The 15,020-nt window shown below is 46.3% G+C and carries 14 protein-coding genes and 1 other RNA gene; 1 reads left to right on the top strand and 14 read right to left on the bottom strand.

What is annotated here, in order from left to right; genetic code table 11:
• Positions 1-345: 345 nt before the first annotated feature.
• From NLX78_RS25465 to rpoE, 14 genes are all read right to left on the bottom strand, one after another.
• Positions 346-621, bottom strand: a complete 276-nt coding sequence (locus NLX78_RS25465; protein ID WP_025719099.1) for a pro-sigmaK processing inhibitor BofA family protein — start codon at positions 619-621, stop codon at positions 346-348.
• Complete coding sequence (locus tag NLX78_RS25460; RefSeq protein ID WP_025676300.1) at positions 618-929, bottom strand: DUF2508 family protein; 312 nt, start codon at positions 927-929, stop codon at positions 618-620. The genes NLX78_RS25465 and NLX78_RS25460 overlap by 4 nt, the downstream gene beginning before the upstream one ends.
• A gap of 211 nt (positions 930-1,140) precedes the next feature.
• Positions 1,141-1,740 (bottom strand): recombination mediator RecR, encoded by a 600-nt coding sequence (gene recR, locus NLX78_RS25455; RefSeq protein ID WP_061831802.1) that lies wholly within the window; start codon positions 1,738-1,740, stop codon positions 1,141-1,143.
• 27 nt (positions 1,741-1,767) lie between these two features.
• Entirely contained in the window at positions 1,768-2,079 is a 312-nt protein-coding gene (locus tag NLX78_RS25450) for a YbaB/EbfC family nucleoid-associated protein (RefSeq protein ID WP_013308226.1), read from the bottom strand.
• A gap of 43 nt (positions 2,080-2,122) precedes the next feature.
• A complete protein-coding gene (gene dnaX / locus NLX78_RS25445) occupies positions 2,123-3,874 on the bottom strand; it encodes a DNA polymerase III subunit gamma/tau (protein WP_254351851.1) in 1,752 nt (583 codons plus the stop codon).
• A 158-nt stretch (positions 3,875-4,032) separates the two neighbouring features.
• Positions 4,033-4,299: signal recognition particle sRNA large type (gene ffs, locus NLX78_RS25440), an RNA gene on the bottom strand.
• A 110-nt stretch (positions 4,300-4,409) separates the two neighbouring features.
• Positions 4,410-4,607 carry a 50S ribosomal protein L31 gene (gene rpmE, locus NLX78_RS25435; RefSeq protein ID WP_254351850.1) on the bottom strand — a complete coding sequence of 66 codons (198 nt, stop codon included), beginning with the start codon at positions 4,605-4,607 and terminating at the stop codon, positions 4,410-4,412.
• A 157-nt stretch (positions 4,608-4,764) separates the two neighbouring features.
• Positions 4,765-6,036 carry a radical SAM family protein gene (locus tag NLX78_RS25430; RefSeq protein ID WP_061831800.1) on the bottom strand — a complete coding sequence of 424 codons (1,272 nt, stop codon included), beginning with the start codon at positions 6,034-6,036 and terminating at the stop codon, positions 4,765-4,767.
• A 96-nt stretch (positions 6,037-6,132) separates the two neighbouring features.
• Positions 6,133-7,470, bottom strand: coding sequence for a transcription termination factor Rho (gene rho / locus NLX78_RS25425; RefSeq protein WP_069080583.1), 1,338 nt, complete (start codon positions 7,468-7,470; stop codon positions 6,133-6,135).
• A 259-nt stretch (positions 7,471-7,729) separates the two neighbouring features.
• Complete coding sequence (locus tag NLX78_RS25420; protein ID WP_254351849.1) at positions 7,730-8,983, bottom strand: UDP-N-acetylglucosamine 1-carboxyvinyltransferase; 1,254 nt, start codon at positions 8,981-8,983, stop codon at positions 7,730-7,732.
• Positions 8,984-9,210: 227 nt separating this feature from the next.
• A complete protein-coding gene (gene fba / locus NLX78_RS25415; protein WP_013308219.1) occupies positions 9,211-10,065 on the bottom strand; it encodes a class II fructose-1,6-bisphosphate aldolase in 855 nt (284 codons plus the stop codon).
• A gap of 246 nt (positions 10,066-10,311) precedes the next feature.
• Positions 10,312-10,680: a response regulator gene (locus NLX78_RS25410; RefSeq protein ID WP_013308218.1), complete on the bottom strand. Its 369-nt coding sequence runs from the start codon at positions 10,678-10,680 to the stop codon at positions 10,312-10,314.
• A 213-nt stretch (positions 10,681-10,893) separates the two neighbouring features.
• Entirely contained in the window at positions 10,894-12,495 is a 1,602-nt protein-coding gene (locus NLX78_RS25405; protein WP_013368772.1) for a CTP synthase, read from the bottom strand.
• Positions 12,496-12,897: 402 nt separating this feature from the next.
• On the bottom strand, positions 12,898-13,449 hold the full coding sequence (gene rpoE, locus NLX78_RS25400) for a DNA-directed RNA polymerase subunit delta (RefSeq protein ID WP_013308216.1): 552 nt from the start codon (positions 13,447-13,449) through the stop codon (positions 12,898-12,900).
• Positions 13,450-13,853: 404 nt separating this feature from the next.
• Between rpoE and NLX78_RS25395 the strand changes: the two genes are divergently transcribed.
• A complete protein-coding gene (locus NLX78_RS25395; protein WP_250267149.1) occupies positions 13,854-15,014 on the top strand; it encodes a S8 family peptidase in 1,161 nt (386 codons plus the stop codon).
• The last annotated feature ends 6 nt before the right edge of the window (positions 15,015-15,020 follow it).

Genomic DNA, 15,020 nt, shown 5'->3' with positions numbered 1-15,020 from the left:
GTTTATAGAAAGAGCGATAAGCTCATGTTGAAACTGACGAGATAAAATATCTCTTGTTTGATTTTGCGAACAAAATCGTTTTACTCACTCGTTGTTCAGTTTTCAAAGATCAAACTTGCATAATGTCTCACTTTGTTTCACCACCGCATCTCAGCGGCGACTTGATTAATATAACACACATTCGGGATTTAAGTCAACACTTTTTTTAAAATTATTTTTTAATTTCATTTAAATGTTGTTCTCACAAAAAAATTCCCGGGCTTTAAGGGCCGAGAATTAATGTATCACATTTTTGAATTCGCCGTCAACTATATTTTAAAAATAGAAACAATAACATTTAAGTTTTCATATAGCCTGTCCGAATAATACTATTTTCAATCCCAGTAAAAGGACAATCCCAGGCAAACCTAATATCGTTACCGCCCCCATTGTCACTGGATTGATCGGGATGTACACCTGCGTAATCCACCCTGAATAATTGATAACATACAATGCGATGGCTGCCAGGCCCATATGCGCCCCGAATACTACAAGCCAGCCGATACCCAAACGTTTTTTTAAGATTAGAAATAGTAGCATCCCGACACAGGCAATCAGAACTAGCCAGACCGCCCCTTTCATTCAGCCCTCCGCTTGTGAACACGATCCGTATCATTGGCATACCCCGGTTCATCTGCAGGCAGATGGAAACGATGCAGGCCTTGCTGTTTCGCACTTTTTAAATGTATCTGATATTTACGTTCTGCAGCTTCTAGAACAAATATAGCGTAGTCGATCTCATCTTTACCCGTTGCTTCATGAAATAAACGATGCGCTCTTAACCATTCCGCATGCGAAGCCCGAATCTGGGCAAACAACTCCTGCCGATACTCCGCTTCTGATTTGCCATTCTCCTGACGACGGAAATTTTGTTTCATCCGTTCCCACATCCGTTCATCCTCCTCACAAGCTGAATTATGTGCACAGTCTGCAAGATTACCTTATTCATACTTATTGAACAAAGGACAAACTTAGAACCAGGAACGATCTATACTGCCATCTATCACCGCAAATAAAAAAGGAGCCATAGCGGCTCCCCCAAGTGAGTCGAGAATACCCTAAGGACATTCCCTCCCTATTTATAACGTATAAATACACCTATTAATTGAGCTCTCTACGGCCTTCTAACGCTTTGGACAGGGTAACCTCGTCAGCATACTCCAAATCTCCACCCACTGGCAATCCGTGAGCAATACGAGTAACCCTGATTTCAAAAGGACGCACTAGCCGAGAAATGTACATGGCCGTGGCCTCTCCTTCAATGTTCGGGTTCGTAGCTAAAATCAGCTCCTTGACGCGTTCATCACTGAGCCTGTTCAGCAATTCCTTGAGTTTGATATCCTCAGGACCAATTCCCTCCATAGGAGATATCGCCCCGTGAAGCACATGGTAAAAACCATTAAACTCCTTGGTACGCTCCATAGCCACCAAATCCTTGGAATCCTGAACAACACAAATGACGGAAGCATCCCTCGTCTTATCCTGACAGATCCGACAAGGGTCCGTATCCGTAATGTTGCCGCAGACTGAACAGAAGTGCAGATTGCGTTTTACATTGACCAGCGCCTTGGCAAAGTCAATCACATCATCTTCCTTCATTTTCAGTACGTGAAAGGCCAACCGGGCAGCCGTCTTCGGCCCTACTCCCGGCAGGCGCGTAAAAGCATCAATTAGCTTTGCAATCGGCTCCGGATAATACAATAGCGCGTTTCTCCTTTATGCAGCAGACTAGAACAAGCCCGGAATTTTCATGCCGCCTGTAAATTTACCCATATCATCATTAGCCAGTTCATCTGCTTTGGACAAAGCATCATTGACTGCAGTCAGTACAAGATCTTGCAGCATTTCTACATCATCAGGATCTACGGCTTCCGGTTTGATCGTGATGGACAACACTTTTTTATGTCCATTTACCTCCACCGTCACAACACCGCCGCCAGAAGTACCTTCGATTACTTTTCCGCCAAGTTCCTCTTGGGCTTTCAGCATTTGTTCCTGCATTTTTTTCACTTGCTTCATCATTTGGTTCATATTGTTCATTTCAATCATCTCCTTTAATGAAGTATACATCTAGACACTTGATTTAATCTTTAATGACTACCAGATCTTCCCCGAAAAGTTGAATAGCTTCATCAATCCAGGGCTCCTTGGACTTTCCCGGCGTATCATGCTCCGGCTCCAGTTGCAATTCTTCGGCAGGCTGGTCGGAAACTCCTTCAATCGCAGCATTCCAATCCTTTTGCATCATCGTTACTAAACGATAAGGATGACCCAACTGCTCATGCAATACTTTCTCGATGACCTGCTTATTGGCAGGCTTTTCGGTAGTTTCACGATGAATATTGTTCTTAAATGCGACCAGTACACTGTCCTCTAACACAGAAACTGGCTCACCGTCCATAAACCAGGCATGAACCGTAACTTTCGCCTCTTTTACCCCTTGTAAAATCTGACTCCACTTACGCCCCGCTGCTGCGAATGCTTCGCTCGACTTCTCAGCGATATAGCGATCCAACTGAGAGGGGAGTTTGGCCGGCGCTGAAATCCGCGGAGCAGGGGCACGACCCCCGGAAGCCTGACGGCCGCCCGACGACGCTTCCTGTCCAGCTCCAGCGCCCAATCCACCTTGCAGCGCGCGCTCCAGTTTCTTTTCCAACTCAGCAAGCTGGCGCTTCAACATTACCACATCTTCCTGCTCAGCTGCAGCACCAGAGCGCTGTGCGGTCGGCTGAACAACAGCTCCTGCTCCCCCCGGAATACTGCATAGTTTCAACAGAGCTACCTCAAACAAAGTTTGAGGCTGAACGGCATATTTCATCTCGCTCTGATAACGATTAAGGGTGTCAATCATCGCAAAGAGTTGCTCCTTGGTAAAAGCATCTGCCACTTCCTTAAATCGCTCTGGATCTAGCACTCGCTCCGTCATTTTGGTTGCCTGAGGCACCATCTTGATCATTAGCAGGTCTCGGAAATAGTACAGAAGATTCTCCATGCACTTATCCGCACTTTTACCTTCCTGCATAAAGTTCTCGATCATTTGGAGCACCGTGCCCACATCTTCTTTCAGCAATGCCAAGGCAAGCTTACCGAATTGCTCGGACGCAATACCTCCCGTCATATCCAGCACCTGCTGATAAGTAACCCGACCATCTGTAAACGAGGATATCTGGTCCAAAACGCTAACTGCATCTCGCATCCCGCCATCTGAAAGACGCGCAATGTACTGCAGTGCATCTGAATCAGCCTGTATGTTCTCCTGTTGACATATCAGGTCAAGCCGCTCTGTCTGTTCTTCCAGCGATACCCGCCGGAAGTCAAACCGCTGGCAACGCGAAATAATTGTCGCCGGAATCCGATGTGGTTCAGTCGTAGCCAATATGAACATCACGTGTGGCGGCGGCTCTTCTAGTGTCTTGAGCAGCGCATTGAACGCTTCCGTCGTCAGCATGTGCACTTCATCAATGATATAAACCTTGTGCCGCACTTCTGTGGGCGCATATTTGACTTTATCGCGCAAATCACGAATCTCTTCAACGCCCCGGTTGGAGGCTGCATCAATCTCCTGTACATCCATGACCGCTCCGGCCGTGATCCGTTTACAGGCTTCGCATTCGTTGCAAGGTTCCGGCGCAGGTCCATGCTCACAGTTGATAGCCTTGGCCAAAATTTTGGCCGCACTCGTCTTACCTGTTCCTCGTGGACCGCTGAACAGGTAGGCATGGGACGTGCGATTTTCGCGGATGGCATTCTGCAATGTCTGGATAATATGCTGTTGTCCTACCATGTCCTTGAAAGCCTGCGGCCGCCAAGCACGGTACAACGCTATATGTTCCAATGCGCGTTACCCTCTTTCCCATTCACTTTCATGACCATTCATGGTCACTTCATTATACTATACTCCCGTCCGAATCTAAACCAGACACCTTCCAATTTATAAAACACAAAAAAACATCTTCGCAATGATTGCCAAGATGTTCTAATCACTAATATATACCGTGCACCTGTTATTGATCGTTGTGATCCGAGCGGCAATCCTGAACAACAACTCGGGCTAGGCAACCCTCCGGCACAAGAGTGGGCTTGCTTATGGCTGCTTCCTTCCGGACCTGACCAGGTTCACAAGTACTCATTGCGGAGGACCCAGCCGTCAACATTGTGCGCAGGGACCAGCCTCACATCAACAACACCTCTAACAGGAATTCAACCTCGCTATAGCGGATTGCGAGTTACAGGGCACCGCTACCTCCCCATCTAGCACGGTGAAAATAAGTATATCTTAAGGCCGCATAAAAAGCAAATACACATTATTACAAAAAGAGCCCTCTGCAGTTGCAGAAGGCTCTAATAACTTTATAACCTGCGGTAATCCATTAGATACCGTATTTCTTTTTGAAACGATCTACGCGTCCACCAGCATCAATAAATTTCTGCTTGCCTGTGAAGAATGGGTGGCAGGCGGAGCAAATCTCCACACGCAGAGATCCTTTCACAGAACCAGTTTCAAACGAATTTCCGCAAGCACAAGTGACATTAGTTACGCTAAATTTTGGTTGAATAGCTTGTTGCATTGAACTTTCACCTCTTTCCGCCCTGAACGTCCTATCAGTCCAGAGTTGTATGAACACATGTTCACATTATAGCACTTGAATATGAGCGTTTCAACAACTCTTTTCCGCATTCAAAGATGGCGTAAAATAGGTGAGTTTCAAGTTGCTATTGACAGTTTTAGGCCTTGGCAAATTTGGGACGTGCCAGCCCTTGTGGGGGTACATGAGTGTAAGAACCGATGACTACATCAGGCAGTTCCTCACGATAAATCTCAAGCATTTGCTTCATGCCAAGAATCTCACCTTGAGCAGGCGGAATCAACTCCAGATAGCTTTCAGGATCGATATTCAAGTTACGCATTTGAATCAGCTTGAGCTTAGTACGTTTGGCAAATTCAATCATTGCCTCAATTTCTTCCTCTCGGTCTGTTACACCCGGAAAAATCAAATAGTTAATCGACGTATATACTCCCTGCTCAGAAGCATAACGAAGTGATTTTTCCACATTAGCCAACGTGTAGCCGCGCGGCTTGTAATACGCATTGTAGTGATCGTCCAGTGCACTAATGGTACTAACGCGCATCAGATCAAGACCCGCATCCACGATTCCCCGGATATGATCGCTCAATCCCGCATTCGTATTGATATTGATGTATCCCATATCGGTAATGGAGCGCACCTCTTTGATCGAATCAATAATCAGTTTGGCTTGTGTGGAAGGCTCACCTTCGCAACCTTGGCCAAAACTGATGATGGACTCCGGTGTCTTCAAATGTTCCAGCATAACTTCTACAATTTCTTCGACACGGGGACGGAAGTTCATTCTTGTCTGCGGAGATACAAAGCCACTGTCGTCCGGCTGTTCAGATATACAGCCAAAGCAACCCGCATTACAAGAATAAGATACCGGAACTCCCCCTTCCCAGCGATTCAGGAATGTGTTCGAGGAAGTAAGACATTCGTAGCCCAGCGCACAGTTAGACAAATGTTGGTACAGCCGATTTTCGGGATATTGCTCCGTCATCCGCTGCACACCTAGTTTAACTTGATGACGGTCACAGTTTTCCGGATTCCACTTGGATGGACTGTCACTCTGCTCTGCCGTTACATAAAATGCCCCGTCTTTCCAGACTACGGCCGAATAACCGAACAAGGGAAGTTTGTACTCCTTATCGGTCTTCACATATCCCGGCAGGCACAAGCGCGTAAAACCTTGCGGCAATAAAGCCCCTACTGCTTGCATATCTCCGGGAAGAGAAACCATTTCCCCTGTTTCAGGGTTCATACCGACCGGGCGAGTGCTGGGCAGGCTTACCAATGTAGCTCCTTCCGGTAGCGGAATAAGCTCATCCTCCATGATTTCAACAATCATGTCTGCACTACGGGCAAGCCCATACAAAGAAGCATGATCATATACATTGCCTTTTTCGTCGGCATACACCAAATACATTATGGAGCTCCTTTCGCTCCGTTAAGCCTACGCCATTAACAAAATGAATGGTAACGACTGTGTACTTACGGAACAGATAAAATACATGAATGGGTTTTAGTTGGTTGTGGCCGGGACTGACGCTGTGGTAGAACGTGCAGTTCTCCGTTGTTGCCCACCAGAACTGCTTTGCGAGCCACTGGAAGAAGGTGCCGTCAAATCAAACGAAGCCAAAAACTCAGCATTAGTTTTGCTATTACGCAGCTTTTTGAGGAAGCCTTCCACAAAATCATGGCTTTCCGTCATGTTTTTACGAATGGCCCAGATGGTATCCAATTCTTCCTTGTTCAACAACACTTCCTCACGGCGTGTGCCGGAACGACGAATATCAATCGCAGGAAAGATACGACGTTCTGCCAGCTTGCGGTCCAAATGCAACTCCATGTTGCCCGTACCTTTAAACTCTTCATAAATGATATCGTCCATGCGTGATCCTGTATCAATCAGCGCTGTAGCAAGAATCGTCAAGCTACCGCCTTCCTCCACATTCCGAGCCGCACCAAAAAAGCGTTTTGGACGGTGAAATGCCGCCGGATCAATACCCCCGCTCAAAGTACGACCAGAAGGAGGGATAACGAGATTGTACGCACGAGCCAAACGTGTGATGCTATCCAACAGGATGACAACATCCTTTTTATGTTCTACGAGACGCAGCGCACGCTCCAACACGAGTTCTGCCACTTTAATGTGATTTTCAGGAAGTTCGTCAAATGTAGAGGCCACAACTTCACCTTTAACAGAACGCTGCATGTCGGTCACTTCTTCGGGGCGTTCATCAATCAACAAGACAAAAAGCTCGATCTCGGGATTGTTAGTAGAAATGCTATTGGCAATTTCTTTGAGGAGAAGCGTCTTCCCAGCTTTGGGAGGTGCTACAATGAGTCCGCGCTGTCCAAGTCCGACAGGGGCCAGTACATCCATAATTCTCGTAGACAAATGGTTGGGGGAAGTTTCAAGGACTAATTTGGTTTGCGGATACAGTGGAGTCAGTGCAGGAAAATGTAGCCGCTCAGCAGCTTGCTCAGGACTTCTTCCATTGACGGCGTTAACTTGAAGCAATCCAAAATATCGTTCATTCTCTTTTGGCGTTCGGCATTTACCAGAAACAAGATCGCCCGTTCTCAAGTCAAACTTGCGGATTTGTGAAGCAGAGATGTAAATATCTTCGGTACTCGGGAGATAATTGATCGGCCTCAGAAAGCCGTAACCTTCGGGAAGGATTTCCAGAACCCCCTGCATAAACATCAATCCGCTCTTCTCAGCTTGTGCGCGCAGGATCGCGAATATTAATTCTTTCTTTTTGAGCGTTCCGTAGTACGGGATCTGGTATTGCTTGGCCAGCTTGTACAGGTCGGTCAGCTTCATTTCTTCCAGATCGGAAATTTGCAGATCCATATAATAACCACCTATTCAATTATTAAGTCCATTCATACATCTAAATGATAGACAATGATATCATAAACACCATTAACATAATTTTAACCAAAACAAATAAAGTTATGCAGCCATCTGCCTGAATTATACCGAATTATTCCGGTTTTCCGATAAAAGATTGTTAGGTATGAACCACAATCTTGTATCAAGCAGCGGCTGCATAGGTGTTGCCCGTTCTATCGCTTTCGTTCCGGGAGTTCGAAAAAATGGCATGGTCTAACTATTCAGTCTGCCGCCATACATCCGCGCCCAAAAGACGCAGGTTGGAAACAAGGTGATCATAACCACGGTCAATGTACTCGACACCCGTCACCTCAGTTACACCTTCGCTTACTGTAAGTCCAGCAATGACAAGGGCCGCTCCGGCGCGCAGATCTGCCGCTTTTACTTTAGCTGCATTCAGTTGACCACCCTCTATAATGGCAGACCGACCCTCTACGCGAATTTTAGCCCCCATACGCACCAGCTCAGGGACGTGCTTAAAACGATTGCTGTACACAAAATCGCTCAATACACTGACACCCTGCGCTTGGGTAAGCAAGCTGGTCATGGGAGATTGTAAATCTGTAGCGAATCCGGGGTATATCAAGGCTTTAACGTCGACATGTCCATAGGAAGGTGCACCCAGTACACGAATACTTTCATCATATTCCTCGATGCCGATGCCCATTTCCTGCATTTTTGCAGTGAGAGCCTCCATATGTTTGGGGATTACATTGTCAATCAATACATTTCCACGGGTTGCCGCAGCAGCAATCATATATGTGCCCGCTTGTATACGGTCAGGTATGATGGAATGACGGCAGCCATGCAGCTCCGACACACCTTCAATTCGAATCGTTTCCGTACCGGCACCTTTAATAATAGCCCCCATCGAGTTTAAAAGAGTTGCTACATCTATAATCTCAGGCTCTTTAGCCGCATTTTCGATAATTGTGGCGCCTTTGGCACGTGCAGCCGCCAGCATAATATTAATGGTAGCGCCTACGCTGCTAACATCCAAATAAATCTTAGTTCCGCGCAGTTCTTTGGCGTGCAAATGAATAGCGCCGTGCTCGTTCGTAACCGTGGCACCCAGCGCTTCGAAACCTTTGATATGCTGATCAATGGGCCGGGGTTCGAAATTGCACCCTCCTGGCAAACCGATGATCGCTTCCTTGAATCTGCCCAGCATGGCTCCCATCATATAATAAGAGGCTCGTAATTTCTTAACAGGCCCATTCGGCATAGGAATGGATTTAATGGAGGAAGGATCTATTTTCATCTGGCTACCTTCCCAGGTAACCGTTGCACCAAGTTCCTCCAGTATTTCGGAATACACCGCCACATCACTCAACAGTGGCAAATTGTCCAAAATGACTTCCGACTCTGCCAGAATGGCTGCGGGAATCAAGGCGATGGCACTGTTTTTGGCACCGCTGATGGAAACTGTACCTTGAAGCGGCCGTCCACCGGTGATCATCAATTTTTCCATAAGCTTGAGGGTCCCCCTACGTGTTTTGCAGTCGGTCAAACAATAATCTCAAATCATAAACTTTTAACTTTTTTAGTGGTGAAAATGGAAAGACACCGGCTAAGCGGTGTGCTTTCCATACCAAACTATTCAACTGTACAGATTTAAATATTTTGTGCAGCAGAACTACAGCTACAACTAAGAAATACATCTAGCCTGTGCAGACGCACGACCAGTTTGATTCATTATTACGCTTTGTTGTTGGAACCGAACTCACGAATTTTACCGATAACGGTTTGTTTAATCGCTTCACGACCTGGAGCGATGAATGTACGTGGGTCATAAGCATCCGGTTTCTCAGCAAGCACTTCACGAACCACTTTCGCAAATACGATTTGGTTCTCAGTGTTTACATTGATTTTGGAAGTTCCCAAAGAGATTGCTTTTTTAATGTCATGTGTTGGGATACCAGTACCACCGTGCAGAACGAGTGGAAGTTTGATTGCATTGCAGATCTCTTCCATTTCTTTGAATCCGAGGTTTGGCTCGCCTTTGTAAGGTCCGTGTACGGAACCCAGTGCAGGTGCCAGTGTATCGATACCTGTTTCGTTAACGATACGCAGACAGTCGTCCAGCTTAGCGTACATTACGTCGCCGACAACATCATCCTCTTGACCGCCAACCATTCCAACTTCAGCTTCAACAGAAACGCCTTTGGAATGAGCATATTCAACCACTTTTTTCGTTGTAGCAATGTTTGTGTCGATCGGGCTGTGGGAATCGTCAATCATAACGGATGTGAAACCAGCGTCGATAGCTTCTTTACATTTTTCAAAGCTGGAACCGTGGTCCAAATGGATCGCAACTGGAACGGTGATTTTCATGTCATGAATAAGACCTTCTACCATTTTAACAACAGTGTAGAATCCGCCCATGTGACGTGCTGCGCCTTCAGAAACGCCCAAGATTACTGGGGATTTTTCTTCTTCAGCAGCGCCCAAAATAGCTTGAGTCCACTCCAGGTTATTAATGTTGTATTGACCTACTGCATATTTTCCTTCGAGTGCTTTGTTCAACATGTCTTTCATAGATACCAATGGCATGGTTACAGTCCTCCTAAAGGTGTTTGGGTTTGTCTATATTTTAGCCGACATCACATACGGGCTTATTATACCACAACCCATGTTAAATACTAAACAAGCTTTTGCATATCAACACATACAAAAATCACGTTAGGACGCCGTTTTTTCATAGAATTGTATAAGGAGAGGATTTACTTTCAGTATTTCCCATAATCACAAACAAAAAACCCTGTTGTGTTAACAGAGTTCTCAACCATAGTGACTCACCTAATCACCTCTGAGTTGTTTGTTCACAGCGATCCGCATTTCGTCAATATCAAAGGGCTTGGTAAAATGCATTAGCGCACCTAGCTCCGTCGCCTCTTTAATCATGTCCAGTTCTCCATATGCTGTCATCATAATAACCTTGATATCAGGATTCATGGTTTTTAGATGCTTCAGAATTTCGAGTCCGTCCATACCTGGAATTTTCATATCGAGCAGAACCAGATCAGGTGGTTCCTTCTCAACAATTTCAAGTGCAATTTTCCCGTTCGCCGCCTGAAAGGTCTCATAACCTTCACTTCCGAACACTTCCATCAGTAAAATCCGTATTCCATTCTGGTCATCGACGATTAATACTTTCTTCTTTTCCAATGTTTTAACCTCCTAAGATCTTAAAACGAGGATCATGCAGCTATTGCCATAACAGCGTCCGATGACGTACAATATCCGTCCCATACCTAAAACTATATTCGCTCCTGCAAAAAGAAAATCCTGCTCTTATACATAATTGTGGAATATTCTTTCATAATCAGGAAGCATGGGATAAAAAAAGACCTCCCTGAGGAGGTCTTACAAGCCATAGCATTAACCTTGAAGCTGCAATGCTGCCTTTACAAATTCACGGAACAAAGGCTGTGGACGATTCGGACGGGAAGTAAATTCTGGATGGAATTGTACCGCCAGGAACCACGGATGCTCAGGGAGCTCCACAATTTCCACCAAGCGTCCATCCGGTGAAGTACCGGAAATACGAAGACCCGCTTTTTCAATAACTTCACGATATTCGTTATTGAATTCGTACCGATGACGGTGTCTTTCGTACACCAGCTCGTCGTTGTAGCAAGCCGAAGCCAGGGAACCTTCCACCAGTTTGCATGGATACAAGCCAAGACGCATCGTACCGCCCAAATCTTCGATGTCTTTTTGGTCAGGAAGCAAATCGATGACAGGATAATCAGTAGCCGGGTTAATTTCCGAGCTGTTGGCTCCTTCGAGACCAGCCAGGGAACGGGCAACCTCAATGACAGATACCTGCATACCCAGACAAATGCCGAAGAACGGAATTTTTTGCTCCCGTGCATAACGAATGGTACTAATTTTGCCTTCAATTCCGCGATCGCCGAAGCCACCCGGTACGAGAATGCCGCCAATGCCGCCCAGCATGTCAGCTACGTTCTCGTCCGTCACTTCTTCAGCGTTCACCCAACGAATTTTTACGTCTGCATTCGCATCAAATCCAGCGTGGGAAAGCGATTCAACCACACTTAAGTACGCATCATGTAACGCAACATATTTACCAACAATGGCAATCTCAACCGTTTTATCCAGCTTGCTGATTCGATCAACTAACCCTTCCCATTCGGTCATATCTGGTGCAGGTGTTGTCAGCTTGAGGTGGTTAACTACGATTTCGTCCAAGCCTTCTTCACGCAGGTTCAACGGAACCTCGTAGAGGGTTGAAGCATCGCGGCATTCTACCACTGCATTCGCATCAATATCGCAGAACAATGCAATTTTAGCCTTCATATCGGAGGACAGTTCATGCTCTGTACGGCAAACAATGACATTCGGTTGGATACCGATACTGCGCAGTTCTTTTACACTGTGCTGAGTTGGTTTGGTTTTAACCTCACCAGCAGCTTTAATATAAGGAATGAGTGTTACGTGAATGTACATCACATTCTCGCGCCCAACTTCGCTTTTGAGCTGACGAATAGCTTCCAAAAATGGCAAGCTTTCAATATCACCCACAGTACCGCCGATTTCTGTAATAATTACGTCCGAACCTGCTTCACGGCCTGCACGATACACGCGTTCCTTGATTTCGTTCGTAATATGAGGGATAACCTGCACCGTACCGCCCAAATATTCTCCGCGACGCTCTTTGCTGATTACGCTGGAATATACCTTGCCTGTTGTGACATTGCTGTTCTTGGACAGATTAATATCAATAAAGCGCTCATAGTGTCCCAAGTCAAGGTCCGTTTCCGCACCATCATCCGTTACAAACACTTCACCGTGCTGGTAAGGACTCATCGTACCCGGATCGACATTCAGGTAAGGATCAAATTTTTGGATCGTTACCTTCAGTCCCCTGTTCTTCAAAAGCCTCCCCAGTGAAGCTGCCGTAATCCCTTTGCCCAAGGAAGACACAACCCCGCCTGTCACAAAAATATACTTTGTCACTGTTCAAAACCCTCCTAGATAAGATGCAAAATTCAGGCGACATTATGATGTTATCGTAACCCGTTTGCACGGATTATCATCCATGAAGAAGGCAGCGGAATCATTTTCCATGTCCGCCGCCCTTAGCCCTCTTTCATGAGTGAAAACACCCCTATAAAAAACAAAAAAGCACTCCCGTAGTACGGGGCACTTTTATACAAAAAGCAAACATATAAGTGAATCAATCATAAGCCCAAGCAATAGTTTACCCCGTGTCCAATCCGCTGTCAAGGAAGTTATCCGTGTTAATTTGTCCATTGAACCAGATTGGAGAGAATCCACCTGAAAGCTTTAAATCAGAAGAGGTTTTCAAGAAAACGGTCATGAAAAAGGGGAGAACGCATCTCCCCTTGCAGCCTGTTCCTAACGAAGCGAATCGTCGTCTTCCGTCGACTCATCGTCGTTTTCATCTTCTGAATCTTCCTCATCACTGAGGTCTTCATCGTCTATAACTACGTCTTCATCACTATCATCATCATCTTCTTCTCCGTCGAACAGCTCATCTTCGCCATCCTCGTCTTCGCTATCTGCATCGAAGTCGTCATCAGAGTTGTATGTTTCTTCTTCCTCATGATAGTCATCTTCGTCGTCATCGTCTTCGTCGTTAATAATACGAGGACGCTTGGCGCCTGTCAGGGCATCTTCGGATTTATCTACCGGATACCAACGTTTCAAGCCCCACAGATTCGTACCGACACAGGCAAAACGCCCGTCAATGTTGATTTCAGTATATAGCTGAGCAATAACGTCATTAATTTCTTCGTCGGAAAAGCCACGCAATTTGGCGACTTCCTTCATCAGGTCACGGTAATAATACGGAGTATTGGCTGCTTTCAATACCATAAATGCCAAATCCACCATTGGAGTCTCGTGGACTTTCTCCGGGTCAATCTTCAAGTTGAGTGGGGTACTCACCTAGGGACACTTCCTCTCACACGTAATTCACAAGAACATGTTTCAGAGCATACACGATACATGCAATACTAACATATCCATTATCAAAACTAAGTAAAACCTATTTGGAAGCAAATTGCAAGTTAAAGATGGGTATCGTCATAATTTCCAGGAATATCCCTCTAAACAAGACGGCATACATAAAAAGACGGGGTTCCCCCCGTCTTCGACTGTACCCGCTCCGGGAGAACCCCCCAAAGTTGTTGCACAAGAGCTTATGCCCTCCATGTATCGTATGTGTCCACAGCCACTTTGACACGACAAGCAGGCCTATTTCCATAAAAAAGGGGCAGGTTTCCCATGCCGCAGTTGACGCTTGCTCATACAATACCTCAGCATGGCTCATCGGAGGGGGACCGTCTCAAATGGACTATCCGGATTTTTTGCAGCGTTTGCATGAGGGTATTTCGGAGCCGTCCGGCAGTGGACGGAACAAACAGATCATCACGTTCGATAAGCCTCACCAATACCGGGAATGCCTGTCCTATCTCAGGAAGCTGAAACCCGAGCTTGCGGGATTACGGCAAGTACAACCGGCCCGACTAATCCGCGCTTTAATCGCTCCGCTTTCAGGGGGAGACAGGCTGGGCAAATATCACAACGGTGTCACCGTTGAAGAAGATACCCGCATGAAGGTCCACGCTGAAACTGCTCATATACCAAAAGCAGAAAAGAACCTTTCCATGCCATGGGGAGTCAAACAGGTACGTGCATACAAGGCTTGGCCTTCCTCGACAGGGAATCGGGTCAGAATCGGTGTGATCGACACAGGAGCGGATTTTCAACATCCTGATCTTCGTCATTCTCTCGCCAGAGGTATTAATTTGCTTAACCGAACCATGCTACCCTATGACGATAACGGCCATGGTACTCATATTGCTGGAACTATCGCGGCGTCCAACTATGACGAAGGTAGGGTCGGCGTAGCACCACGGGCTTTAATTCATCCCGTAAAAGCTTTTGATCATAATGGAGCCGCCTACGTCTCCGATATCATCCTTGGTATCGACTGGTGTGTATTAAATCGTGTCGATATCATCAATATGAGCTTTGGTATGAAGTCGCGCAGCAAGGCACTACTTGATATGGTGAATAAAGCATATCATAACGGCATTGTGATTGTAGCGTCCTCGGGAAATGAGGGTAAGCGCCGAAGTATTGACTATCCAGCCCGCTATTCTCAGACGATTTCAGTGGGGGCTACCGACAAATACAGACGCATCGCGCCTTTCAGCAACCGGGGGCAATTTGTAGACGTGTACGCACCTGGCGAAAAGATCACATCCTCCTGGATCCATGGCAAGCATCACGAAATGAGCGGTACCTCTATGGCTACTTCCCATGTGACCGGAAGCATCGCACTTCTCCTTTCACTGAGGCCGGAACTGGGGCCTGGAGAAATCAAGGCGTTGCTTAAGCGTACCGCCACACCGCTCCGTCTGCGTAAAAGCGCCGGACGGAGCTCTATCTCGACCAAACTTGGAGAAGTCGATGCCTTCCGATTGATGCAGGAGGGCACAAAGTGAATGATA

The sequence above is a fragment of the Paenibacillus sp. Lou8.1 genome (genome assembly GCF_024213565.1).
GTDB classification, from domain to species: Bacteria; Bacillota; Bacilli; order Paenibacillales; family Paenibacillaceae; genus Paenibacillus; species Paenibacillus polymyxa_B.
Note: the sequence above shows the minus strand (reverse complement) of the source record. Positions and strands in the feature narration are given on the sequence as shown.

What these genes read in the sequence shown, in the direction of transcription:
- NLX78_RS25395 (WP_250267149.1), top strand. Translation starts at nt 13,854, where the DNA reads ATGGACTATCCGGATTTTTTGCAGCGTTTGCATGAGGGTATTTCGGAG.
- rho (WP_069080583.1), bottom strand. Translation starts at nt 7,470, where the DNA reads ATGGATCTGCAAATTTCCGATCTGGAAGAAATGAAGCTGACCGACCTG.
- NLX78_RS25465 (WP_025719099.1), bottom strand. Translation starts at nt 621, where the DNA reads ATGAAAGGGGCGGTCTGGCTAGTTCTGATTGCCTGTGTCGGGATGCTA.
- NLX78_RS25460 (WP_025676300.1), bottom strand. Translation starts at nt 929, where the DNA reads ATGTGGGAACGGATGAAACAAAATTTCCGTCGTCAGGAGAATGGCAAA.
- NLX78_RS25420 (WP_254351849.1), bottom strand. Translation starts at nt 8,983, where the DNA reads ATGGAAAAATTGATGATCACCGGTGGACGGCCGCTTCAAGGTACAGTT.
- NLX78_RS25450 (WP_013308226.1), bottom strand. Translation starts at nt 2,079, where the DNA reads ATGAACAATATGAACCAAATGATGAAGCAAGTGAAAAAAATGCAGGAA.
- NLX78_RS25430 (WP_061831800.1), bottom strand. Translation starts at nt 6,036, where the DNA reads ATGTATTTGGTGTATGCCGACGAAAAAGGCAATGTATATGATCATGCT.
- fba (WP_013308219.1), bottom strand. Translation starts at nt 10,065, where the DNA reads ATGCCATTGGTATCTATGAAAGACATGTTGAACAAAGCACTCGAAGGA.
- rpmE (WP_254351850.1), bottom strand. Translation starts at nt 4,607, where the DNA reads ATGCAACAAGCTATTCAACCAAAATTTAGCGTAACTAATGTCACTTGT.